The sequence below is a fragment of the Fibrobacter sp. UWB16 genome, assembly GCF_900215325.1.
Taxonomy (GTDB): domain Bacteria; phylum Fibrobacterota; class Fibrobacteria; order Fibrobacterales; family Fibrobacteraceae; genus Fibrobacter.
This window is the reverse complement of the sequence record NZ_OCMS01000001.1, coordinates 992,744-1,016,889: the sequence shown is the minus strand read 5'-3', so window position 1 is coordinate 1,016,889 and position 24,146 is coordinate 992,744. Positions and strand designations below refer to the sequence as shown.

Sequence of the window (24,146 nt, the reverse complement as noted above, 5' to 3'; positions counted from 1 at the left end):
TTAAACCAACGGAGCTATTTTTTTATACATCCCCGTTTTTGTTAACGAATTCCAGTTGTCAATCAATTCCTGCTTATGGAGTGTCGCCCACTCAATAACGAGACCTTTGACCCTTGCTGGAAGATTGCCTTCTAGCATTTGAAATGTAGATAATTCGAAGATTCCTTCCAAGTCGTTGTATATTGCATGGAAGTGCGGAGGCATGTGGTCGTTGAAGTACATTTGTATGATGATACCTAAAAAACGGCATAATTCCGGCATTTTGACTCCTTTTCGCAGACAAGCGTGAAACTGCGAAAAATTTTGATTTTCTTTGCTCATTTGAGCATTTGAAATATAAACTTGCAAAAGTCGATTGGCAAGAGGTCTTTGCTCAAAAAAATGAATCCGCTAAGTGCGGTGAAATGCTAGCTTACTTTTTTGCGGAAAGTTTTGGCCAGGAATCTTCGGGCTTTTGATTGAGGTAGGTGAGGCGAGTCCAGGAATCGTCGCGGAATGCGCTACCGAGCATGAGCTCGTCTATTTTCCCGGTGAATCCACCGATTTTAAAGTCTGTGAGCTCGCGGTTGCCATCCCAATCGCTGCGGGTTTCTTCGGCTTCGATTTTAACGCCGTTGATAAAGTAACTTGTTTGTGGTATGGAATGCTTGCTGAATGCAATGAATATCCATTTGCCTGCTTCAATTCCTTTTGTACCGGATGTCCACGTTTGTTTGTAACTTGTGGTGTCCGTGGAGTTTTCGTCGCCTGTTTTTTTGGTGGCAACGTGGTAGAATTCTACGACAAAGCCCTGGTCTGGCTCGTAGCGGAGCGCATATTCGTTTGCTTTTTCAAAGATGGTCTGTTGCTTTAGCGATTCGAGGTTAACCCACAGCGAGAAACAGAATTGCTTGCCGTCAAAGGACAAATTAACCTTGCGAGATGAGTCTATCTTGGCGGAGTTTGTCGCGGTGATTGATGTTGTCGCGTCTAGCGCGATGGATGTGCCGAGAACGCCGTCTGCGTTGAGATTTGCCACCGTTTCGGTTCCCGTTTCTGTGGCGGTTAGCGATCCGTCGAAATAGCCCTTTTCGGCATCGTCCTTGATGTCGGTTCCGCTATCGAAATGGTACACGAGAGAATAGCTGCGGTTAGTCGGGAATACGTCGTGAGCGTAACCTGATTCAAGCGCGTTGTTGAATGAAAGTTCGAGTGAGTCGGAGACGTTTAGAGAATCCACGCTTACCCAGAAAATAGCTTCTTTTTCGTCAAAGGCTGAATTCACAATCGGGAGCTTTTTGCTGCGCTTGCCATCTTTTGAAATGCGTACAACTTCCCAGCGGCCTTGCAAGCGAGCGAGTGTATCGATGTCGCTGTTTTCTGCGGTCAGGCGGAGCGCAAGCGGAATGTCGCTCACAAAAGACGAGAGCGTGTCTTCGCCTTCGGGGAGTGCAAGCGGGGCGACGAACGTGTATTCGATGTGGGGATAGTTGACGAGCGTCTGGACGGTCGTATCTGATTTGACGTAGACATCCCCGTAATCCAACGTGTCGTTTTCTATATAAATTCTGAGACCGAGCGTGTCGGTGGGTAAGCTGTCGATAATGGCTTTTTGCCCGAGGACTGTCACTTTGCGTAAAATGGTCGTTCCTGGGATTGTGACCACGGCGGACGTGCCGTCTTCAATGAGGCTGTTGAACGCGATTTCGACAGAGCCTGGTGCGCGGAGTGTGTCGCTAACGGCGATGGAATCGTCTTCGGTGATGCTTACGTTTTGTTCGAGGAACCGCTTGCCGGATTCTTCATGGAAAGTTTCGACGGCGTAAGTGCCTGCAGGAATGGAATCGAGGCTGTAGTAGCCTGTGGAATCTGTTTCCGTGGTGTAGGCGGCGGGGAGCTCGCCTGAGGCCGCGTCAAAGTCGCTAGGGACGCAATGCACGCGCGCAAATGCGGCGGGCTTGCCGTTATCCAAAAGGAAAATGCCGGCGAGTTCAGGAGAACCCGTCTCGGCGCTGTTGCCTGCAATATGGCTGTCGGAGGAGCAACCTCCAAAAATTGCGGCGGACGCAATTGAAACAGCCAATATGTTTTTGCAGAACTTCATTGATACCAATATATATAAGATTTGCTAAAAGCGGGTGGGCTATTAATCGCTATAGTAATCGTTATTGGATATAGTGACGTAATGTTTTGCCTGTTTTGGAGTATTCAATCACGATGACGTGCGCAGCGGGCATCCTGGCGGGCTTGCTGTTGCCGGAGTACAGCGGGCGTCCTTGAATGTCAAAGATGCGGTAGAAGCCTGCTTCGGCTTCGGTCGCGCGCTGCATGGGGGAGGCGATGCCGATGGTCCCTTCGCTGGAGCTGCTTGCGGGAGTCGCACTGGAGCTAGATTCCGCGACGCTCGATGAAGAAACTTCGCTAGAGCTAGATTCCGCGACCGCTGAGCTGCTTGCGGGAGTCGCACTGGAACTAGATTCTGCCGCACCTTCGACGGTGAACGTTACGTATTCAGACATCCATGTGAGTCCAGAATTGTCCGTCACGACGGCGACTGCGGAATGTGTGCCCGGCTCGAAACCGCTCGCGTTTACCTGGTAAGGCGCTGCGGTGGCGGTTCCGACGAGCGTGTTGCCGACGTAGAATGCAACGCTTTTCACGGAGCCGTCGTTGTCCTTGGCGTCGGCTTTTAAGGTCACGTCTGCGCTTGCAGTGATTTTTGCGCCAGCGGCAGGTGCGGTGAGCGTTACGCTTGCAGCCTTGTTGCTTTGACCGAAGCCCTGGTTGTATTCGGGCATTTTGCCGTAGCGTCCGCCCACGCCCGAGAGGTTCGGAATTTCTTTCGGGAGGTCTGCAACATTGCGCTTTTCAAAACTGTAGCTCGGGTTGAATGTTTCGGCTTGTGGGACTCCGCTTTTCACGGTGCCGTTGTAGCGGTGCTGTTGCTTAGTGCCGTTCCCGAACGTAACTCCGCTAAAGTAAACGTAGCCGTTATCGCCCCATTCGGCGAGGTAGCCTTGACCATCGCTGATGTAGCTGTTTTCGTAGCGCACGTAAGCCTTGGCGTTTGCGCTGTGACCGTTTGCGCCTGCGATAAAGAAGCGGTTGTAATCGACGTACTGGTTGTACAAATGAACTTGCGAGCCGTTGTTTTCACCGGTGACTTTCGGGACGCGACCGTAAGTGTTGTGCCAGTAGTTGTTGGCGTAAGTTAAATGGGCGTCTTCAACGAGAGCCATGTAAGGGTCGGTACCCCAGCAGTTGTATTCGTTGGCTCCGTCAAAATCGAGATAACTGATGGTGGCGTTGTCAACAAATTCCATATCCATGCCATCGGAAATCCATTTGTAGCTGATATGGTCGGCCCAGAATTTGTCTACGTGCTTGCTGGCGGTGCCTACGGTTTCAAGGCCGTCGCCGCCTTCGATCAAGTGCGGGTTCACATCGTAAATCGCGAGGTTGCGGTAGATGTGGTTCCCAGAACCTTCGTTACTGCGCACGGCGATGGATGCTCCGCGGAGATTTGCGCCACGGCCCATGCCCACGAGACTCTTGTTCGGCTTGGTGGTAATCCAGTTGCTCCACGCCTGCAGATTTTCGCTTTCTTGCACAATCTGCACGCCGGCTTCGGTGAGGTCGCTGCAGCTGTTCGCCTTGAAAGTGATGCGGTAGAACGTGTTAGTCTTGCCGGTGACGCGGTTTTTCTCAGTGCAGGTGGTCTTGCACCAGGTGCGGCCTTTGCTTTTGGCTTCGGTGACGGCGTTGCGGAACTGTCTAAAGTCGTAAGTGCCTTCGGGCACGAGGATTGTAACGGCGTCGTTACTCTGCAAGTGCTTGCGAATGCTTGCGGAATCGCTTGCAATGACGACTTTGCCTGCGTCGCCACCCGTTGTGGTGACACCGAAGCCTTCGGCCTTCACATTGAACGTGAAAAGGAGCACTGCTGTTGGGTCGGATTCATCGCTTGTCCAAATCCATTTCGCTTGTGTTTTTGTGGCGAAATTTTCGAGCGCACCGCCACTCGGGAGCTTGTTGTTTGCGTAAGAAAGCGTTGTGGCGCCTCCCCATTGCGAAAGGTCGCGGCCCTTGTTTTTCCAGGAGTTGTTGCTGACAACGGGCTTTGACTTCCAGCCACTGCCGGAATAGTAAGATTTGTCGAGGTCGTCGATTTGCACGAGAACGCCCGGGGCGCCTTTGCCGTTCGCGCTCACGACAGAAATGGCGTTTTCGCCGGGCAGGAATGTCATCGGGATAAAGCGCACTCGGCCTGCCTGGTTATCTTCGGCGAGGAGTGAACCGTTGTGGTAAAGCCTGTAGCCGCCATCGGCGACAATCCAAATGCCAGGACCATTCCCTGCATTGTAAGTGGCTGCTATCAGCTGTGAACCGATTTTATCGCCACCGCCGTAAGCGGCATCGGACGGGAGCGTAACGACTTCAGAGGTTTGAATTTTTGCAGCCGCATCTGCCGCGTGTACTGCGGAAATTCCGAAAATTGAGACAACGCTTGCAAGAGCGATGTGACCAAAACCTTTCATACCCATTGTTCCTCACTTTTTTTGCGATTACCCAACTTTTGGCTTGTTCCATCCCTTTATAGCAATTAAGCCAGGCGTTGCGGGCTGGCGTTTGAAGCCCGCATTGGGGGTAATGGAAGACCGCGAAGCGGGCTGCAATTAGGGGGATTATTCCCCCATACCCATAATCTAAATCTTGCGGCGCGCACTTCAAAGCGCTTTTCTCGTTAAGCCAAATTTCTCGTTGTTTCTGGACAACGCTAAAGTCGCTTTTTTATACTCCGCAAAACATAATTTTCTTACATTTATGGCATGGGCGAAAAGAAACTAGGGAAAAAAATCTTCGAATACCTGGACTACCGGGATTTTTTGAAGGATTATTATAGCGCAAAGAAGGAGGCGAACCCTGCCTTTTCGCTCCGCGTTTTCTCGGATAAAATCGGGTTCAAGGCCAAAGATTTCATCAGTCGCGTGATGAACGGTGACAAGAATCTTTCGAGCGCGAGCATCCCGAAAGTGGCTTCTGGACTTCGCTTGGGTAAGCACGAGACCGAGTTTTTTATTGGGCTTGTGAAGTTCAATCAGGCGGATACGATGGAGGAGCGCAATGCTGCGTTTGAAGAAATGCAGGCGGCGCTCAAGGTGGTGCGCTTTTCCGAGAAACAGCATATTCTCGGGCATGCGCAGTACATGGTGTATTCGCATTGGCGGCACCTGATTATTCGCAGTCTTATCGGCATGTTCGGTTTTGACGGCGATTATGAAGCGCTTGCGAAAATGGTCCACCCGCATGTGACGGCGGACGAGGCAAAAAAATCGGTCAAGTTGCTCGAAGACTGTGAACTTATCAAGAAAGGGGATGACGGCAAATACGTGCTCACCGAGAGCGCGATTAGCACGGGGGACCGCACGTCAAAACTTGCGCTGCGCGGTTTCCACCAGCATTGTCTAAAGCTTGCTGCGGATTCTATTGATCGCGACCCGCCGGGCTCGCGTCATGTTTCTGGGCTTACGCTAGGCATTAGCCAGGAAGGTTACGAACGCATCGTGGAGCGCATCAACGCCTTCCGCAAGGAAATTGCGCTCATCGCCGAAGAAGATAAGAATTCAGATAAAGTTTTTCAGTTGCAATTTGCGCTGTTCCCTGTCGGCGGAAAATAATTTTTCTCTCTATCAAATCCTACAACGAAACACCTCGGCGTTCGCCGAGGTGTTTTGGTTAGGTTGATGAGAATATTTAAAACATTACTCTGTATGGAATTTGCTTTTCGAAGCGGCGGCCTTTCAAGTCGTGGAAACCTTGCTTGCGAGGGAACAGACGTAAATCATTGCGGTTTGCCGCTTGTCGATTCATAATTGCGGTAGTTGTTGAATCACCGACTTCTGTGGAGTCTCCTGCAACAATAGTTGATATTGCGAGCTGTTGCGTCACGCCGATGTTGCGGCTAAAGGTGTCGCCTGCATTGTCCTTGAGCGTAAATTTGATGTAGCCCACGCCGCCGAAGTTATCGGCAAGTTTTACAGTCATCTTGGATCCGCTCACGGTTGCGGTTACGCCTGTCGGGGCGTTCACGGTATAGGAGCCGTTGTCGTAGCCCTTGGTAAATTGAGCAAGGTCAATGACTTGGGTTTCACCTTTCGCGAAGGTGTAGTGCGCGCGAGCCATCCATTCCAGGTAGCGTTCCAGTTCTGTCCAACCGTCACCCAATCGGTCTTTGTTAGATTCGCTAAAGTCACCGCTCTTGGATTTCGGATTGTAACCGTACATATTTTCCCACCAGTCCGGAAGACCATCGAGATCGGAGTCGTAATCGTTTGCCCAGCTTGTGCTCGGATACGGTTCCCAGCCCTTGATATTCGCTGTGTCAACGGCGTCCGTTTCGCGGTCGGGAATTCCTTTGGTTTTGCCGACAGAACCCACGACGCTGTAAGTTCCGTTTTTGGTTTCCCGAATCATGCGTTGGTCATGATTATCGAGAATAGGCATGGTTTGGCCTACATCGCTCAGCACGTCCTTGTATGCTGCCGATGCGCTCTGCACTGTGGCGTAAGAATCAAAGAAAGGTTTGCTATTCCATGGTTCCCAATCGAGAACTTGCCCGCCGCTCAGTGTGTATTCGCGTCCGCAGTTGTCGTTGTTCCCATTGCAAGTGAATGAACCGTTTGCGGCTTGCAAAATGTTGTTGTGGTAATAGTAAGCTTGCGAACCTTTGCCAGTTCCTTCAAATTGGGCGCGCAACGTATAGCCGTGAAGAGTTGTGCCTGCGCCTTCCTTGTAGTAGTTTCCGACAAAGTTCACTTCGTGCGCTCCGCCATCGGTCACGCGGCTTTTCCAGTTATAGACCACGTTGTTGAAAATGTCCAAGCGACCTGCATAATAGCCGTTACCGTCTAGTCCGCCGCCAAGACTCCAATTGCGCCCTGCGTTGTGCGCCAGCAAGTTGTGGTGGAAACTCCCGATGTCGCCGCCGATTGTTGCTGCGTATCCATGCCCTGTTCCTGCTGCATAATTTTGGTGGTCAGCAACATCCAAGGCTTCCGAAATCAAAGTGCGCTGTAGCGTCAGGTTTTTGCCGCCGCGACTAGAAAAAGCTTCGTCAATTGTCCAGCTGATACTTGCGTGATCAAGAATGCTGTGGTCGCCACCTGTAAGGCCCATGCCATCGTAAGTTGTGCCGTAACCTAAGCGCACGCGCATAAAGCGGATAACCATATCCTTGCCCGTAAAGCCGATGGGGGCGCTCTTGATGGTAATACCCTTGCCGGGAGACGTCTGCCCCGCAATCGTCACGTAATCCTGATTGCAGACCAAACGACTTTTGAGTTGTATTACGCCTGCGACTTTGAACATGATGGTTCGTGGACCGATGTCTGCCGTACATGCCTCTCGCAAACTGCCGGCTCCATCGTCGTTCAGATTTGTTACGTACACGACTTTTCCGCCACGGCCACCGACCGCGTTACGACCATAGCCCTCGGCTCCTTCAAACGCTAAACGCCCTGGTTTGAATGACCAGATATTTCCTGCTGTAACCGTTCCGTTCGCATCGACCTCATCTACGCGCCAGTAGTAGGTCTGCAATGGATTTGTGTCCGAAACTTTGTATGTCGCGGCCGTCTGCTCGCCTTTGTAAACGTCGGCTGTCGAGGCTGTCGCCTTTAAAACCGTTGCAGAATCCGTACCAAAATAAACCTGATGTTTTTTTGCGGATTTCGCCGCCGTCCATGAAAGTGTCAAGGCTCCGTTTTCGTGCGGTGCGTGGTAATCCAAATCCGTCGGAGAAGGGCCGGTTGCCTGCGCCGCCGCATTGGGCACATTCAATTCAAAACCGTTTAGGGTAATCGTACCTGTGTTTAGCTTTATGGCAGTCGATGCGCTCGTCCCGCCCACATTAAAAGTCACGTAGGCAATCGCCGCCTCGCCTGTCGAAAGTGCGCGATTTGTTGGTTTGACCGAGGCTTGCTTTGAATTGTTCACGTAGACATCAATGCTGTTGCTTGCCACAACGCCATCGACGTTGTTCAGGTACAAAAGGAGGCTGTGCGTCCCTGCTGCAAGATTTGAGAACGTGAGAGTAATGTTTCCGCCGCCTTCGACCATCACACCATCGCACACTAGTTTTGCATAGGAAGGTGACTGTACCCCGGCCTTGTACCAATTTGCCCTGAGGTTACCGCTACCCGAGACATTTACTTTCACGCCTGAAAGAGTCGTGTCTTTAGATGTGACGCCCGAAACCACCCAAGGAATGTAATTCGGCTCTGTCACCTCGCTCGAATTGCGGCCGCTCATGTCAAAATCAACTTTGACGATTGGCGAACCCGCGAAGGCATGCGATGCCCCTGCGAGCCAAACGGCGAGCGCGCTAGTCAACATTTTTAGTCCAAAACATCCCATAATAAACTCCTTTTATCGCGTCAAGTAAACACCTCTATGTTTACGTTGTTTCACGAGACGACCTCGCAAATCATAAATTCGCCCGGAACCATTCATCAGCATTCTTTGCACATGGGACTTTAGCGATGTTGTCGTGGAATCCGCTATGCCATTTGTACTATCCGCAGGAATAATAGGGGCATTTGTGTCGGTAATTGTAAATTTCCCGCTGCGGGTTGCTTCGCCGTATTCCGCGTTGCCTCCCTTTGTGGTGATCGTGTAGGTGAACTCTCCGCTGACGGTCGGAGTTCCGCTGAAGTATAGAGAATTTGTCTGTGCGTTCCATTTGGCTGTTACGCCTGCAGGGAGGTTTTTGACTGTTGCACCATCGGCATTCTGGATTGCAAAAGTGAACGGGACAATCGAATCACCGAGCGCAATGGCTTGGCTGCTGGAACCTGCGCCCTGCTTGATAATCGCGGCGGGTTTCGGTGTATGATCGCCGACGAGCGTAATGTCAGGCGTCGGGAACTTGTCCTTGTTACCGTACAGCCAGAATCCCAAATGTGGAGGCTGGTTGTAGGCCGTGTTTTGCCAGCTCATGCCGAGACGGTAAATCGGGTCATGCGCAAGCGTGTACATACGGTGTTCCGTCGGAATGGTGGTCGTGTAGATGTAGAGCTTGGAAGCTCCATCATGCAAAATGACTTCTTCGCGCCAGTCGCCTAAAATATCACCGCTAAAGTTCGGCGTTGCCTTGGTGGTGTTGCAGCTGTTGCCCTGCATCTGAAAAAGCGTATTGCTCTGTTGCTTGGCATGGTCCCACTTGCTGATGGTCGTATTGTCCAACAGTTCATCAAGCAAGTCGCCATCCCAATAAATACGGAAGTTATAAGCGGGGCGCTTGTCTGCTTTCCAAATTTTTCCTTTTACGGTATAGGTGTTCCAGTTTGCGGCAGACCAAAGTTCGTGTCCGCGGTTTAGTGAATCTACGTCACCTGCGACGCCGCGCCCGTTGTCCCCGGAGCTCGTTTCGCTAAAAAGCAACTTGCCGGTGCGGGCATCGTGCAAATCGTAGCCGTAGGGCTTTTCTTCGTGAACTTGCCAAACTTCAAGACCGGGATTATCGGGGTCGAGATCGCTCAAGTGCATGGCATCGCCGTGACCCTTGCCTGTGCGGTACATGAATTTCCCGTTGTGGTCAATGGCGCTGCTACCTTCAATGATTTCATCGAAACCGTCGCCATCCACGTCGCCTGCGGAAATGTTGTGATTGCCTTGCCCGTAACATTCCTGTCCGCTCGTTGCCGCGTTGTAATACCAGCGCTGTGAAAGCGTTTTGCCGTCCCAATCGTAGGCGGTAATTGCCATTCGGGTGTAGTAACCGCGCTGAAATACCATACTCGGCTTTTTACCATCAAGGTAGGCGTTTGTCGCGAGGAATCTGTCAACGCGGTTGCCGTAGCTATCGCCCCAGCTCTTGACGGTGCCACGACCTGGATTGTAATCAACCGTCGCCATTTCCTTGCCGGTTTCGCCGTTAAAAATCGTGAGCCATTCGGGACCTGAAAGAATGTAGCCGTTTGAATTCCTGTAATCCTTGCTGTGGTCTGCGCCTTTTGCAGAACCGAGTGACAAGTAATTGCCGCTACCGTCCTTTGTTCCGGGCGCTGTTTTTACGGCAAATTCTGCCTTGCCGTCGCCATCATAGTCGCCCACGAGCATCTGCGTGTAATGCGCCCCTGCGCGAATATTTACGCCGAGGTCAACGCGCCACAACTTTTTGCCATTCATTTTGTAGCAATCGATGATGACGTTGCCGGTTTTGCCCTTCTGCGAATTGTCTTTAGAATTGCTCGGATCCCACTTGAGAATCAGCTCAAATTCTCCATCGCCGTCTACATCGCCTACCGCGATATCGTTCGGGCTGTAGGTGTAATCGCTCCCACCATTCGGACGGTCAAGATTTACGGTCAGATATTGATTACTCCAAACAGAAACTGCTGCATCCGCCGCCATTTCCTTGCCGCCGACAACAGCCTTCACTGAGTATTTGCTCGATGCTGTTCCTTTTGTATCTGTGTAGTTGCTTGCCTGTGAACCCGTAAAACTAGCGATTTTCTCGCCATCGCGGTACAGGTTAAAACCGGTCGTATTGCCGTCTGTTCCGAGAACTCGCCAACTGAGGAAAACTCCGTTAGTCGTCTTGACAGCGACCAAGCCGCGATTCAGCCATTCCATCTGTCGCGCAGCCTGCGCACTCCCTAGCCCAAGCGCTAGGGACAATCCCAAACACCAAATTTTGTTCATATCCTATCCCTTTTATTAGCCGAAAAACCAAACAACAATAATCCGGCAAGATTAATATAAACCTGGATATTGGTGGTGTGCCTAATGAGCTCGATTTCTCGTTGTCTGCGGACAACTGACCGAGGCGCAGTGTTTAGAATTGACTTCGTCAATAAAAAGCACCTCGACTTTCGCCGAGGTGCTGTGCTTTTTGCTCGTTTATCTTGTGATGTTAATCGGTCTTGCTTCGCGGTAACTGCCCGTTGTGATTTTTACGATGTAGGTGCCGCGCGGTATTTGGCTCATGTTGAGCGAACGCTTGTGCAAGCCTGCGTTTTGCATTCCCGTGATTTCTTGTGCGAGCAATGCTCCGAATCCGTTGAATAGGCTTATCTTCACATTGTCGCGCTGAGGGAGCGTGTAACGGATTTCGAGATTTCCATTACGGAGGGCGAGGTTCATGTGTGTCGAAACTTTATCAAGTCCGTACATCAGAGCTGTGGTCTTTCCGCTTTCGTCACTGCCTAACCCGTTGGTAATGCTGACCATGACTTTGAAAAGGACCGTTTTTCCATTGTAAGTGAGTCCCTGCGTAAAGTTAAATTTGTCACCATTGCTGACTCGGTTGGGGTAGTGGCCTATTGCGAGTGTACCGCTTGATAAATCTGTTTCGCTGAATATGTAGGCGGACTCGCCCCATTCCACCACCTTGCTGTCTTTACCAAACCAATGACCCGGAGCGGTAGCGGTACTGTTGGTCACGATATTACCGTCGCTTTCTAGTGCGAAGAATTGTGCCTGCGTGAGCGTTGCTGTGGTGAGTCCGAGTTTCTTCGCAACCTCGCTGATATCAAATTTTGCAGAAATGGTGGCGTAGTTGTCGTCAATCGGAAGCGTCACTGAGATAGAATATGTCGTGGCACCGTCCGTGACGATTTTTGCAGAACTGCTGGAGCTCGCGGGCATCTCGCTGCTGCTCGAAGATTTCGGCGATACGGAACTGCTCGAACTTGTCGGTGCGTCTCCGATTTCAGGCCATGCGTAATCTAGCTTGAAGTCATTGTAATACTTGACGTTTGCAGCACCAGCGCCGCTGACGCCCGTTTCCAGTTTCAACTTATAATCGTAATGCAACTTGCGAATTCCCGTATTGCCGGTGTACTGGTAATCGGTATTCACGATGACCGCGAAAACCATCGGCGTGCCGTTCGTCGAAGAAGGCGTCTTGTCCAGGCGAAGCGTCGCGGAACCTTCGCCTGTAATGGGTTCGCTGTACACAGGTGTACCGTCGGTCGCGCGGTAGCACAGCAAGAAATTCATGTTCTTGTTATTGGAATTTGCGCCGTTCGGGTAGAAACTCACCGTCACTTCTTTAGCGCCGCTTTGCACCTTCAGCGGCACCACATTCGAGCCCGACCATCCCGGAGTCGTTTCCTGATTCGGAACAAGGTAGCCGTTGCTTTCCGTCACCGTCTGGTAGGGCGTCATGGTCCAGGTGTAGCTTTTCCTGTTATTGTCCCACATGTCCTGTTCCCAGTAGGTGTCGCTTCCAAAATGCTGGTTCAGCAAATTCTTGATTTCGCCGGACCATTTTTTCATGTCGAGCATTGCAAGCCTTGCGCGGAATTCGGTAATGAGCCTGCGCACGCCCGCATCGCCAAGACCCTTGTCGAGGCCGTAAGTTTCAAGCAGGTATTTGGTCTTGCCGTAAGCGTTTCCGTAAATCCAGCGAACCGCACCCGTTCCAATCCATGTGCCGATAAATGTCGGGAAGATGTTGCTGTACTGCGAGCCCCCCAGCAGGTAACGCTGATTCTTGCCGGTCACGCCACCGCCATCGGCACCGCCGCCAGGGCCACCGAAAGTACCGTCAATGAGCCAGCCCGAATAAGTTTCAATTGGCATAAACGGCGCAATGACCGTCGCCGCGTTCAAGAATCCCATACCGCTGTAAACACCGTCGCGGTGGCTGAACATATCCTGCTGAATCCAGGTGTTGCCCGCTTCTTGGAACCAGTGCGCATCCTTTGCGCCTGGGTAACCATTCGTCATCGAGTGAATTCCCTCATGAATCATCGCATCCATCTGCGCCACGCGATCACGGTAAGGGCAACTCGTATTAAAACTGTACAGCGGATAAAACGAAGCGGCCACGGCCGTGTAGCCTGCTACCCATGTCTGCCAACCGCCCGTAGTATCCGTCTTTGCGCCACCGGCACATGTCCCCGAACCGTAGTAATAAATGGCGCTGTACTGGCCTTCTTGCGCCTGGGCATCCGGCGCCCATCCCATCTCATTGTACAAATACTCAAAATCGGTATCGTACTTCTTAAGAATCGAATCAATCGTCACATCGGTAATGCGGCTGTCGCGATCCTTGCCCCAGTAAAACGCCCACCACTTACCGGCCTTCTTTCCGGTAACGCCCGAACAATTGTTGTTGAACTTGGTCGGCGGTTGGATATCGCCCAGATTCGATTTCGTATCGTAATCCAGGTCGCTGCGATAGCCGGGCCATGTGTAAGCATCACCCGACGCCGCGTATGTGTGAACACCTAGGGCAGCCGACAAAACGGCGCCCGGAATCCATCCCAAACAACTTTTTTGCATAACACACTCCATTTTTATGCTATTCAGAGAAATAATTTTTGGTGCGTCCTAATGCAAATTTTTAAGAAAAATGGAATGATTTTCTGTGTTAGAAATGTGTAAATGTGTAAGAATAATTAATGAAATATATTGATTTGATTGTAATTTTGTGTATTTTATTGATTTTTGTGTAAAAATATTATAGTTTAAAACCATGTGCATTGCGCTTGAACACTTGTTTGACTATGACGACTTCCGCAAGTTCCTGCAAGACTATTTTGAGGAACAGAAGAAAATGCGGTCGGTGTTTTCGCATCGATTTTTTGCGGCAAAAGCGGGATTCAGTAGCTCTTCTTATTGTCTGAATGTTATCCGTGGCCGTTTCAATTTGACTCCGAAATCCATCGAGAAAATTTCAAAGGCGATGGAATTTGAACCGTTGCAAAGGACGTATTTCGAAGCGCTGGTGCAGTACAACCAGGCTCAACAAGTTGATGAGCGCGAAAATGCTTGGAACCAGATTGTCCAAATTCGCAAGCAGATAGAATTTACACATGTCACGACTCGTGAACAGGGATACTTTGAAAAGTGGTATTACCCGATTGTGCGCGAGTTGGCGGTGTCATCGGATTGGGAAGGTGACTTCCGTGTGCTTGCGCGTTCTGTTGTGCCGCAGATAACGACGGATGAGGCTCGCGATGCGGTGAAAAAGCTGCTGGAATGGGGACTCTTGAAAAAAGAGGGTGAACGCTATGTTGAAACATCGCAAATGCTTGATGCTTCGGAAATCCCGCCAATGGCGCTGCGGCGAATCCGTCATGAGTATATGCAGCATGCGATGGGGGCTGTGGAATCCATGCCCAAAGATGAGCGCTTTGCTGCGTTCACGACTCTTGCGATGAGTGAAAAATCCTACAATTATGCGGTAGAGGTGCTGGAAGAAGCCCGCAAGAAAATTATTGCCCGTGCGGCAAATGATTCGGAAGTGGAACGCGTTTACGAAATGATGTTTGTGGCGTTCCCGATGAGCAAGAAAATAGGGAAGGAGGCGGAAAATGAAAAATAGACAAGTTTATCTAAAGTTATCGCGTAATTGCGTTGCGTGCGTGATGTCGCTTGCGTTTTCGTTGTCGTTCCTGGCTTGCTCGGATAGCGATGATGTGGCCGGTGGAGTGACCGATATCGGAAATTCAATTGCGGATTTGTCTGATACGCTGAGGTATTCCGGTGTAGTGCAGGACTTGCAGGGGCGTGCTGTTCCTGCTGCGCGTGTCGTTGCCTACTTGGATAATTCGAAAGAAATTGTGGATTCGCTTGAAACGGTCGCTGATTCTACAGGGTTCTTTAAGCTAGGTCCGATTCCAAGGATCTCGGCGAAAGGTTCTCCGCGTTTCTATGCGGAATCCAAAGGGCTGTCCGGTTTGCGTGGCGATGGACTCTCTGACGTAAGGTTGGATACGATTTGTATTGGTCCGCATAAGACTGTAAGTGGAAAAATTGCCGGGGCGACTTCTGGTTATATGCGCATTCAGGGAACTCATTTGCGTTCTCCTATCAGTGAAGATGGCTCATTTGCGTTCGATTCCATTCCGGCGGGCTATAGAATGGACCTTGTGTACATGCAGAATGATTCGGCAATTGCGCAGCTCGAATTCACGGCGCTGGAATCGAAGGATTCGCTTAAGTTGCCTGAACTTTCGGTCAATGGGGAATGGCTTACGAGCAACGATATGCCTGTTATTGCGGAATACTATGGTTTCCATTATTACCTTCCGTATGATTATCCAGAAAATCTCCCGAATGGGTATGGCGACCCGGAAATTGAAGTTTATCTCGGCATGAACCGCGATATCAATGTGCTCAACCATGATTCTTCTGTTGCGGAAAACGTAAACTATGTAGATGGTGTGAACGGCAAGGCGGTGCTTTTGGAACCGGGACAATTTATCGACTTGGATACGCTTAATCCAACGGGCGGCGACTTTACACTTTCGCTTTGGACCAAGTGGAATGGCCCCAACGGCGAACACCAGGTGTTGTTTTGCCAGCGAGCTTATTGGAGTGATTCTACATCGCGATTCCAGTGGCATTATGAGGTGAATAGCGGAACGTTTGCCGTAATGAAGGGTATGCCGGACTACCCTGGGGCAGTGTATTTCGGGGATTCAACATCCGTGCCTGTTGGGGAGTGGGCTTTCCTTGTGCTCGTTTCCAAGAATCACATGGTGAGCATGTATGTGAACGGTAAAGCGGTAGCGATCGCAGGTTCCGATGGAGCTGAATTTGCAGGGGAATTTGTGCCGAACGAGCTGAATCGTAACGTCCCCTTCCGCATTGGTGGCGACGAAATTGGGACTGAAACTTGGAATGGTGTGATTGACGAAGTTCGCGTTGAATCAATCGCCCGTAGCCCTGAATGGATCAATGCCATGTATGAGCGGCTGAAGCCTTAAAGTGTGCGCAAAGTGTCAATTTCGCTTGCGCATGTTAACATGCTAAGGCGCTGAGCTTAGAATTAACTTCATCGAAAACGCACCCAAGCCGAGAGTCGCGGGCAAGCTTGCTTGCCCATGACCGAGGCGCAGTGCTTAGAATTGACTTTGTCAATAAAAAGCACCCCGGTATTTCCCGAGGTGCTTTGATTTTGGGTTCGATGAGAATGATTAGAATTAAAACATTACCCTGTACGGAATTTGCTTTTCGAATCGGCGGCCTTTCAGATCGTGGAACGAATTTTTGTGCGTTTGAGGCGCGTTGCGGATTGTGCGCGCATCTCGGAAAACATCTCGAATTGCCGTTGTGGATTCTTGCGCCGTTTTGCTAGAGTCTCGCGCAGTTTCGCTGGAGTCTCGCGGCTGTTCCGGCGGCTCGCTTGCGTTTGCGGACTTTTCGACGAGTATTTCTACGCGGCCCGTGTATTCGGTGTTGTCGTTCCCTTTGACCGTGTACTTGAACGAGGCGAGTCCCTTGAAATCTTTGTCAGGAGTGAATCGGGCGGTATAGCCGTCTTTCTGTAATTCAACCGAGCCGTTTTCTGCAGCCGATACGGTGTAAGACGGCTTTACTTCCTGGAACCCACGCGTGATTGTGCGCAAGTCAAAATCGAGCGTCCCGTTGCCAGCCATTTGTGCGTGCATCGCGCCGAGCCAGTTGATGTACTTTTCAATGCGCACATAGCCGTCGTCTTCCTTGGTCATGGCGTCGTCTTTTGCGGTGTCATAGCCCATTGCTTCTTCGAAGTAGTCCGGCATGCCGTCTTTGTCGCTATCTGTGGCTGCTTTCTCGGCGATGACTTCACCCCAGCCGTTGTTTGTTTTGAGGCCCATAGCGCCTACGGATTTTACGAGCGCGCCTTCCTTGCCGAGCGTGCCGACCTGGTGCCAGATAAGCGAATCAATGTCGTCGTAGGGGAGGACGCCACTTTGCGAGGTCACGTAGCGCCAGGCGCTTGCCGCACTCAGCATCGGTCCTTTTGTCGTGAGCTCGTTCCACGGATTTTTCAGTTCTTCGCCAGGTCCCTGGTAGTAATAAATGCTTGTTGGCCCGCCATTGAGCACTCCGTCGCGGTTCTTGTCGATTAGGTTTCCGTTTGCGTAAATGCTCTGGTTTTTATCGACCTGAAACCACTCGTTTTTGCCTTCTGGACCATAGACAAAGTAGTTGTTCACGATGTCGTGCTTGAATTTTGCACTAGTGTGTGTCGTGTAGCCCGCTTCGAAGTTGTAAAGGATGTTGTTGACGAAAATGTCGTTAATCTTGTCGAGCGGGTTTCTGTTGTGCGTATTCACGAAGGCGTTGTAGTACCACGCCCAAGTACCGTCAATGGATTCGATGTGGGCGCCGAACTGCTGGCCAATCGGGTTTGCAATGAGCGAATTCTGCACAGTGATGCCAGTGACACGGTAATCTGCGTTGTCCGAAGAGCCTCCGAAGTTATTCCACGGAGCAAGTTCTACCGAGCAATGGTCCACAATGACGTTTTTGGCATCGTAGAGGTTGAGCGCGTCGTCTTTGGTGCTCGCCGTATTTTCGCCCGGACGGATGCGCAAGTAACGGATGATGATATTGCTCTGCTTGCCTGTCGAAAGTTTTCCGCCGTGAATGGCGATACCTTCGCCTGGGGCTGTCTGCCCGGCAATAGTGATGTTCGACTTGATCGAAACGGCAGTTTTGATATTGATGATGCCGCCAACGTCAAAAACGACAATGCGGTTCCCTTGACTGACTGCATCGCGGAATGAGCCTGCGCCGTCATCGTTCAAGTTTGTTACGTGGTAAACGGTACCCGCGCGGCCACCCGTAACGTTTGCGCCAAATCCCAGCGCTTCAGGAAACGCGAGCGGCTCGGCGCTAGCTTCTATACACCAAAACGATAAACAGAGCGCCGAAACCGCGAAATTTCGCCTAAAATTCCAAAAATATCCCATAAACAACCTTTTCGAGGCCCCTGCAGAGGCCTCGATGTGTTTAAATTACATTCTATTTTGGAAAAAGCAAGATTGGTTAAAATAAAGCGTTGTCTGTGGACACCGGGGCGAAAACTTCAAGTGTTTATCGGCGTACGCCCCAGGACTTGTCCATCGTCATGTCCATTTTCTTTTGACCGGCAACATAGAGCTTGATGTGGAGCCTTGCGATATAGACGCCCGTTCCGACAAGCCTACCGCTTTTACTGCGCATGTTCCAAGCGAGGAATAGCCTTCCCTTGTTGGCGGCGCAGCCACCTTCACCGTAGACCTCAGCTGTGCTGCAAGATATTGTGCCAGAGGACTTGTCAATGTAATGTCCAAGATGGCTGTAATATCTTGTCGTGTACGCAAGGGTGACCTGGTCTGCGCTCATCAGCGTTTGTTCTGCCGTTCTGTAGCTAGAGATGTTGTCGGCCGTAATCGTTCCGTCCTTGATGGCACTGATGACATCCTTGCTGATACCGGCGCTCAAAAGATCGCTTTCCGAGATGGCTCCGCTAATGATTGCGGCGAATATGTCGCTCGTCGTAACATTCGAAGCAGGGATAATCGTCATGTTCGTTTGACGGCTTTCGTCAATGTTTTTCTGCTTCAAGTTGTCGATGGCGGCAATGTCAAGCGCGGTCAAGAGGCTGCTGCTCTTGTAATTCTCGGAAGTCAGCGCTCCTGTTTGGACCGCTTCGATGACGGTTGCGCTAATGCCGTAGGATTCTGTAACGATACCGCTTGCGATGTCGTCAAAGAGCTGCTTTAAAGCCTCAGCTTCGCTTATTGTAGAAGTACTGTAGACCGTATCGTCTTCGGCTTCGACAATGAGCTTGTCGAAGTAGGCGTCCAATGCAGAAATTTCCTTTTGGGTTTCTTCCTGAATGACTTTATAGATGTCGAAATCAATCAAGTTACCCTGTACGCCAAGCGAATCGCCGATTTGTTGAGCCGTTAAAGAATTGTCCGTAATTAAAATTGGCTGGGTCGTCTTTGTATTTGCAATAATGGGGTTCTCGGCAGAAATCGTCACCAAGTTGGGGCTTTCGACAGAAAGGCTCTGCTCACCCGTGATGAAAACCCAGGGGTTGTTCAAATGCGGGGCGTTATTGGACAAGTCGCGGGCACATGTCAGGTTCCATTCTGGCGCAAAGCGGATGAGGTCGCCGCTCGTCGGGATGGCATCGTCGTTTATGGATGCGGCGTAAACAAGAGTCATGGTGCTGCCATGCCCAAGAGCCGTAATCGGACTATCCGGAGTGGTGCTTGTACCATTCCTGTTGCATGTGAATTCAAACATGCTGGCATAATAAGCCCTTGTGCTGTCCGAAATTGCTTCACTGAACGTGAGGCTTAACAGGCGTCCTCCGCTATTGTTCTTCTGGCTTTCGGCAGCAAGAATGATGGGGCCGATGTGGTCTTCGACGGGGGTGTTTGCAATCTGGAAATGGTAGCTTTTGCGATCCGAGTCGACATAGGTGAACCATGTTGTCATGGAACCTGTATAGATTTCGGATTCACCGCCTGTAAACTGCTTGCTGCCAAAGCCACAAGCGGTTTCCGGTGCGCAATTCGCATTGGACGTCACAATGACTTCGTCGCCGTTGACGACGATACGGCTTGCGCCATATACGGGGAAGTTCTCACCGAACTTGAATTGCAAGGAGTCAAGGGTGCTGCCAGCGCCGACGACTCTGTCGAATTTTACATGCAGACTATCGCCTCGTCCATCGCCGTTTCTGTCGAAAATCTTGGCTGCAACGACTTGCGGAATCGGAGGTAATTCGAATTTGAGATTGACCCAATGAGATGCAGTTGCCGCAGCGCCTTGTGCGGTGAGCGTGGCGTTAGAAACTTCGCCATTGGCGCGTAGGTAGAAAGTGGCGTGTCCATCGGAATCGAGCGAGACGGTAGAAATCTTGCTGCCGCTTGCATCGAGAATGTCAATCAATGTATCCGAAACGGTCAAGTTGACTTTCTTGTTGTAATTGTTGACTTGAGCCCATTCTTCAAGGAACGAAATATGCACCGGGTATATTTCGTAGGCCAACTTGCCAATTTGCAATGTGTCGCCCGAAACTTCGTTGCCGAGAATCTTCCAGCTGGAATCGGCAAATGCGATGCTCGGAATGGAATAGGGCGGAACGACGAATTCTACCTTCTGCGTCTGCGAGGGGTCGGACTTGAGCGTGATTTCGATAAAGTAGTGTCCGGGGCTCAAAGCGTAATGTTCGGCGATGGCGGCAGAATCGATAGAGAATGTCGTATCGCTTGTAATGTTGATGCCTTCGTACCAAACGCCAATATTGAGATTTTCAGGTTCCGCAAGGGAGCCTCCAGAGAGTTTATATGTCGAATGTCCGCCGGTGGTGTCCATCAGCGCGTTCGCCGAGAAATCGCAAGAAAGGGCTTCCTTCTTGTTCGCTTGCCAAATGTCGTAATTCTTGATGTTATCTCGAATATCCGAAACCAAGATCAAGCTTGCTTCGGTCTTCAAGTCCATCGAAGTGCGCATTTTGAAGTTGCCTTGGTACTTGTAGCGTTCGGTATAGAAAATATGGAATGTATATTCTTTGCCTTCAACAAGCCCTAAGGTATCCAAGTCTACGGCACCGTTTCGACGGTCATGTACACCGCCAATATCAACCACTAATTTATTGTTGATGAATACCCAAACATCGTCGTCACCCAAGAATTCAAAATACTGGCCCCTTACATATTCAAATTTTGCCTGGACCTTCATGGATATACCGTAGTTATGGTATGTTCCGTCGCCAGCGTCATTGTTGGGGATTGAATCGTAATGCGGGTTGGGGATAGTCTTTGCGCTGTCCAGATATTGGAAGTCGTCTAACAAGAACATTCCGCCCAGTTTTTCGCCAGTCGAGCTATCGGCCTGCATGTCCATCTGGCCTCGCCAAATGCCATCGTCGTCCAAAATAAGAGTCAAATCCCTGCATGCTGCGTTGGTATAGGATATTCCGTTTTTCACCACCAGCGTTTCGGGGATAAACCAATGGTTTAAATATTCCGCATTGCGGCAGCTTCCTGCCCAATCGAAGGATTCGTTGCGAACGGGGACTCCGTTGGGGCCCAAGGTGCTTTCCACCATGCCCTGAATCGACTTTCCGATACTCGGGGCGTATTCTGTTCTGTAGTCAAAACCTTCGTACTCTTCGCCTTTTTGCCCTGCGGCGGGTACGGTAGGCCAGCATAAGTGAACGTTGTCGCCGCCGAAATCGGAGCTGATTCCGGTTCCGCCGCGGACAGTTGTGCCGCCAAGTGCTGCACTTCGCGTTTCGGGGTGGTATTTGGCTACATTCTTATAGCTGCCGTCGTACCAGTCAAACATCATGACGGGCAGCTTTTTGGTGGGGCAATCGCCAAGAACGCCGGGGTATTGCGTAAAGAGCTGTGGTGCGTCCCATTGATAGCTGCGGACCCAGATGGTGTCGGCGAGGGCGGCGACGCTGTCGAGCGAAATTTCGCTTCCGATATCGACTTTGCTGTTGACGACGCCTTCTGCGCCGTAATACTTGTTGCCGATGGTTTGCTTGAACGATACGGACAATCCGCTGTTGGAATAGTCCGCTTTGGCTTCGAACCAGCCGCAGTAATTGTCAATCTTGTGCATTACGGCTGCCGAATCGCCATTGACGTAAAGAATGGCGGATGTGTTTGTCCAGGGCGTCAGGAATCTAACGACCTTTTTGCTGGTTTTGGTGAAACTTGTCGAGCTTCTATCTTTATATATAGAAGAACTGCCGTTTGCGGCGTACACAGCGCCGACTGCGAACGATAAAAGAGCCGAAAAAAGGGCTTTTTTCAGAAAACCTTGATACCACATCCATATACCCCTGCAGAAAATCTGCGTTTGCTCCCACTGCTAGTTTCTGTCAATATATATCTTTAATTTCCTTTCGCCCGAAGAATCAGGTTTTGCCATCATCCATCGTGGAATAGTGAACCGGCTCTTAATTCCGGCTCCTAATTCCGAAATAACTTGACCCCTTTTTCCCATTTTACTACATTTGTGCCACTTTGAGAATAAATATCGCACAAAAACTTACTGATTCCGAAGACCAACGAGTGGTCTGGTCCCATGCCGACGCTCCTGAAATCTTCGACGAACTGCACCTCAAGGGCGATCTGGTAGCCGAGGTGCTGGTTAGCCCCGAAGGCAACGGCAAGTGCCTTGTGACCGGTACTATCTCTGGAGTGCAAACACTCACTTGTGTCCGCAGCCTGGATCTTTTTGACCGTCCGTTCGAAACCGAGATTGTTGTCGAGGTGGAACGCGGAGCATGCGCTGCACAGGAACTTCATGACGACGACGATGATGTTTTCGCCTACACGATTCCGCAGACACAGGACTTCGTAGATGTTTCCGAGTGCGTCCGACAGCTGGTGACCCTACAGGAACCCATTGCGCCCGTGAAAAATCCTGACGAAGATTTTATCTTTGTAACAAACAATCAAGCTGGCGATGGAGCCGATGCTGAAAAGCCGCTCGACCCACGCTGGGAAAAACTCAAAGCTCTTAAGAGCAAAATGGAAAACAGGAGTTAAAAATGGCAGTACCTAAGAGAAAAACTTCGACCGCTCGTCGTGACAAGCGCCGCACCCACTGGAAGATGGAAGTGCCGGCTATGGCTACCTGCGATCATTGCGGTTCCGTGAAGCGTCCGCATCGCGTGTGCCCGGTTTGCGGCTTCTACAACGGTGTGGAAGTTGTTGACATGAAGGGTGCCGAAGCTTAATCTAGGAGGAATCCGTGATCAAAGTTGCACTGGATGCCATGGGTGGCGATTACGCCCCGAGTGTTTGCATTGAAGGCGCCGTTAGCGCAGTCAAGAAAAACCCCAATATTCATGTGGTTCTCTGCGGACCGGAGGCCGAGGTCAAGGCTTCTCTCGAGAAGCTTGGTTACACCGGCAATCAGATTTCCGTAGTTGATGCTCCGGATCCTGTGGCTATGGATGAACATCCTGTCATGGTGGTCAAGAAGAAGCAACATTCTGGCTTGGTGACTTGCGTTGCCTTGCAGAAGAAAGGTCTTGTGGACGCTTCTGTCAGTGCCGGTAACTCTGGCGCTATGATGGCTAGCTGCCTCATGATCCTCGGTAAGACTTGCGACGAGTTCTCCCGTCCGCCTATCGGGGTTGCACTTCCGACAAAGGATCGCCGCATTGTGTTGGTCGATGGCGGTGCAAACGTTGATGAACGTGCTTCCACTCTCGTTGACTTTGCCATTGCAGGTTCTGCATTCGCCGAAGCTTACCTCGGAATCGAAAATCCGAAGGTTGGCCTCTTGAACATGGGCGAAGAAGAACACAAGGGCCCGGCGGTTCTCCAGGAAACATACCAGCTCCTCAAGTCCGCCCCGGTTAACTTTATGGGTAACATCGAAGGCCGCGACCTCATCGCAGGTAAGGCCGACGTTGTTGCGACTTCTGGCTATACGGGTAACGTTGTGCTCAAGCTCCTGGAAGGCTTCTTCGAAATGCACCAGGAAATGTTCGGCACAATCGACACTCCGGCTGGCAAGCGCTTTGCCGAAATGTGGGACTATCGCGCTACGGGTGGCGCCTTGTTGCTTGGCCTCAATGGTATTGGCATCATCGCTCACGGTCGTTCCGACGCTCTCGCTATCGAAAAGGCTGTTGAAGTGGCTGCCAAGTATGCCGAAGCCGACGTTGCCAATAAGGTCAACGCTCGCCTCGCTGCAATCAAGTCCGAGGAAGCTCCTAAAGCATAGCTTTTGTCTGCATTAAGACTTTAGTTGCAATTAGACGGATCTAGTGAACGCTAGGTCCGTTTCTTTTTAGACGAAAGAACGGACCTGCGGTCCTACAGACGAGAGAGTAGAGATTTAGCACTGTCATCCTGAACGTAGTGAAGGATCCAGTAAAGGTATGGGGGATTTAGGGTGCTTAAAAACTTACGTGCATTCCGATACCCGCTTGTGGGTAGAGAACTCCTATTAATGGAGCTATGAAAATTTGTGCGGTTTGCTTTCGCTTTTTATAGCGATCGTATTGTTGTTCTAGTTGTTCTAGTTTGCGAGTGTGTGCTTTTGATGCAAAGATATCGTAAATACCGTAAATCATCAATGGAATACCAATGACTGCTAAAGGAGCGATGATTGCGGCTCCGTTAAATCCTTCGTTGCTCTTAAAAGTTATTGCATTATAGAAAGCTATACCTCCTATAAAGGTCAATCCGCCTCCAAAACCTAGTGCTAGGCTTCCTCCCACTGGAGATATTTCGTTTTTTTCTTCAGCAATCAGTCTTTCATATATTGTTGTTGAATCTGTAAGTAGGTCAATTTTACGTTCATCAAAATTTGCAGCGAAGGTATTCCCTAGTAAAAGGAAAATGATTAGTAGCAATTGTCTCAAATAAAACAAAATCAGTAACCTCAAGAAGTCTCGTACAAAT

At 50.5% G+C, this 24,146-nt stretch carries 15 protein-coding genes; 6 read left to right on the top strand and 9 right to left on the bottom strand.

Features of this window, described 5'->3' with window-relative positions; genetic code table 11:
- The 3 genes from CRN95_RS04200 to CRN95_RS04190 form a co-directional block, all read right to left on the bottom strand.
- Positions 1 to 321: a DUF4160 domain-containing protein gene (locus tag CRN95_RS04200; RefSeq protein WP_200816177.1), complete on the bottom strand. Its 321-nt coding sequence runs from the start codon at positions 319 to 321 to the stop codon at positions 1 to 3.
- A 91-nt stretch (positions 322 to 412) separates the two neighbouring features.
- A complete protein-coding gene (locus tag CRN95_RS04195; RefSeq protein ID WP_097020156.1) occupies positions 413 to 2,083 on the bottom strand; it encodes a LamG-like jellyroll fold domain-containing protein in 1,671 nt (556 codons plus the stop codon).
- 61 nt (positions 2,084 to 2,144) lie between these two features.
- On the bottom strand, positions 2,145 to 4,517 hold the full coding sequence (locus tag CRN95_RS04190; RefSeq protein ID WP_235002864.1) for an Ig-like domain-containing protein: 2,373 nt from the start codon (positions 4,515 to 4,517) through the stop codon (positions 2,145 to 2,147).
- 291 nt (positions 4,518 to 4,808) lie between these two features.
- On the opposite strand from CRN95_RS04190, the gene CRN95_RS04185 reads away from it, so the two are divergent.
- Entirely contained in the window at positions 4,809 to 5,657 is an 849-nt protein-coding gene (locus tag CRN95_RS04185) for a TIGR02147 family protein (protein ID WP_097020154.1), read from the top strand.
- Between the two features lie 76 nt (positions 5,658 to 5,733).
- Here CRN95_RS04185 and CRN95_RS04180 read toward each other — a convergent pair whose 3' ends face one another.
- The 3 genes from CRN95_RS04180 to CRN95_RS04170 form a co-directional block, all read right to left on the bottom strand.
- Entirely contained in the window at positions 5,734 to 8,394 is a 2,661-nt protein-coding gene (locus tag CRN95_RS04180) for a hypothetical protein (protein ID WP_235002863.1), read from the bottom strand.
- A gap of 12 nt (positions 8,395 to 8,406) precedes the next feature.
- Entirely contained in the window at positions 8,407 to 10,683 is a 2,277-nt protein-coding gene (locus tag CRN95_RS04175) for a rhamnogalacturonan lyase (RefSeq protein ID WP_097020152.1), read from the bottom strand.
- 198 nt (positions 10,684 to 10,881) lie between these two features.
- Positions 10,882 to 13,272: a DUF4859 domain-containing protein gene (locus CRN95_RS04170; protein ID WP_097020151.1), complete on the bottom strand. Its 2,391-nt coding sequence runs from the start codon at positions 13,270 to 13,272 to the stop codon at positions 10,882 to 10,884.
- Positions 13,273 to 13,465: 193 nt separating this feature from the next.
- Here CRN95_RS04170 and CRN95_RS04165 point away from each other — a divergent pair, with 193 nt between their 5' ends.
- On the top strand, positions 13,466 to 14,317 hold the full coding sequence (locus tag CRN95_RS04165) for a TIGR02147 family protein (RefSeq protein WP_097020150.1): 852 nt from the start codon (positions 13,466 to 13,468) through the stop codon (positions 14,315 to 14,317).
- Positions 14,307 to 15,704 (top strand): LamG-like jellyroll fold domain-containing protein, encoded by a 1,398-nt coding sequence (locus tag CRN95_RS04160; protein ID WP_097020149.1) that lies wholly within the window; start codon positions 14,307 to 14,309, stop codon positions 15,702 to 15,704. The genes CRN95_RS04165 and CRN95_RS04160 overlap by 11 nt, the downstream gene beginning before the upstream one ends.
- Positions 15,705 to 15,920: 216 nt before the next feature.
- Here CRN95_RS04160 and CRN95_RS04155 read toward each other — a convergent pair whose 3' ends face one another.
- Positions 15,921 to 17,678, bottom strand: a complete 1,758-nt coding sequence (locus CRN95_RS04155; protein WP_097020148.1) for an Ig-like domain-containing protein — start codon at positions 17,676 to 17,678, stop codon at positions 15,921 to 15,923.
- Between the two features lie 124 nt (positions 17,679 to 17,802).
- Positions 17,803 to 21,552: a fibro-slime domain-containing protein gene (locus CRN95_RS04150; RefSeq protein ID WP_097020147.1), complete on the bottom strand. Its 3,750-nt coding sequence runs from the start codon at positions 21,550 to 21,552 to the stop codon at positions 17,803 to 17,805.
- 194 nt (positions 21,553 to 21,746) lie between these two features.
- Between CRN95_RS04150 and CRN95_RS04145 the strand changes: the two genes are divergently transcribed.
- Genes CRN95_RS04145 through plsX form a run of 3 tightly spaced genes read left to right on the top strand, consistent with a single transcriptional unit; the run spans position 21,747 to position 23,463 of the window.
- Entirely contained in the window at positions 21,747 to 22,274 is a 528-nt protein-coding gene (locus CRN95_RS04145; protein WP_014546668.1) for a DUF177 domain-containing protein, read from the top strand.
- 2 nt (positions 22,275 to 22,276) lie between these two features.
- Positions 22,277 to 22,465, top strand: coding sequence for a 50S ribosomal protein L32 (gene rpmF / locus CRN95_RS04140; protein WP_014546669.1), 189 nt, complete (start codon positions 22,277 to 22,279; stop codon positions 22,463 to 22,465).
- A gap of 14 nt (positions 22,466 to 22,479) precedes the next feature.
- On the top strand, positions 22,480 to 23,463 hold the full coding sequence (plsX, locus tag CRN95_RS04135) for a phosphate acyltransferase PlsX (RefSeq protein WP_088630568.1): 984 nt from the start codon (positions 22,480 to 22,482) through the stop codon (positions 23,461 to 23,463).
- Positions 23,464 to 23,638: 175 nt separating this feature from the next.
- Here the strand turns inward: plsX and CRN95_RS04130 are convergent, their stop codons facing one another.
- Positions 23,639 to 24,106, bottom strand: a complete 468-nt coding sequence (locus CRN95_RS04130; RefSeq protein ID WP_145993957.1) for a hypothetical protein — start codon at positions 24,104 to 24,106, stop codon at positions 23,639 to 23,641.
- Positions 24,107 to 24,146 lie beyond the last annotated feature (40 nt).

Bases quoted from the DNA above. Each gene is read 5' to 3' on its own strand.
- CRN95_RS04180 (WP_235002863.1), bottom strand. From the start codon at position 8,394: ATGGGATGTTTTGGACTAAAAATGTTGACTAGCGCGCTCGCCGTTTGG.
- CRN95_RS04155 (WP_097020148.1), bottom strand. From the start codon at position 17,678: ATGGGATATTTTTGGAATTTTAGGCGAAATTTCGCGGTTTCGGCGCTC.
- rpmF (WP_014546669.1), top strand. From the start codon at position 22,277: ATGGCAGTACCTAAGAGAAAAACTTCGACCGCTCGTCGTGACAAGCGC.
- CRN95_RS04150 (WP_097020147.1), bottom strand. From the start codon at position 21,552: ATGTGGTATCAAGGTTTTCTGAAAAAAGCCCTTTTTTCGGCTCTTTTA.
- CRN95_RS04190 (WP_235002864.1), bottom strand. From the start codon at position 4,517: ATGAAAGGTTTTGGTCACATCGCTCTTGCAAGCGTTGTCTCAATTTTC.
- CRN95_RS04195 (WP_097020156.1), bottom strand. From the start codon at position 2,083: ATGAAGTTCTGCAAAAACATATTGGCTGTTTCAATTGCGTCCGCCGCA.
- CRN95_RS04175 (WP_097020152.1), bottom strand. From the start codon at position 10,683: ATGAACAAAATTTGGTGTTTGGGATTGTCCCTAGCGCTTGGGCTAGGG.
- CRN95_RS04160 (WP_097020149.1), top strand. From the start codon at position 14,307: ATGAAAAATAGACAAGTTTATCTAAAGTTATCGCGTAATTGCGTTGCG.
- CRN95_RS04170 (WP_097020151.1), bottom strand. From the start codon at position 13,272: ATGCAAAAAAGTTGTTTGGGATGGATTCCGGGCGCCGTTTTGTCGGCT.
- CRN95_RS04200 (WP_200816177.1), bottom strand. From the start codon at position 321: ATGAGCAAAGAAAATCAAAATTTTTCGCAGTTTCACGCTTGTCTGCGA.
- CRN95_RS04185 (WP_097020154.1), top strand. From the start codon at position 4,809: ATGGGCGAAAAGAAACTAGGGAAAAAAATCTTCGAATACCTGGACTAC.
- CRN95_RS04165 (WP_097020150.1), top strand. From the start codon at position 13,466: ATGTGCATTGCGCTTGAACACTTGTTTGACTATGACGACTTCCGCAAG.